The sequence below is a fragment of the Bacillus cereus group sp. BfR-BA-01356 genome (assembly GCF_022663635.1).
Taxonomy (GTDB): Bacteria; Bacillota; Bacilli; order Bacillales; family Bacillaceae_G; genus Bacillus_A; species Bacillus_A cereus.
In genome coordinates this window covers 1-223 of the sequence record NZ_JAKUFX010000318.1, presented here as the reverse complement: position 1 = coordinate 223, position 223 = coordinate 1, and the positions used below count along the sequence as shown (strand labels likewise).

Sequence of the window (223 nt, the reverse complement as noted above, 5' to 3'; positions counted from 1 at the left end):
GCCAGAAGAAAAACCGAATACTGGTGGAGAAGTTAAGCCAGAAGAAAAACCGAATACTGGTGGAGAAGTTAAGCCAGAAGAAAAACCGAATACTGGTGGAGAAGTTAAGCCAGAAGAAAAACCGAATACTGGCGGAGAAGTTAAGCCAGAGGAAAAACCAAACACTGGAGAAGAAACTAAACCAGTTAACGTTCCAGAATGGTTAGAAACAAGTTTAGCAACA

Annotated in this window: 1 pseudogene; it reads left to right on the top strand. The window is 41.3% G+C overall.

Going from position 1 to position 223, the window contains the following annotated elements:
- A pseudogene (locus MR168_RS33210) lies at nucleotides 1-223 on the top strand (S-layer homology domain-containing protein); the annotation flags it as partial.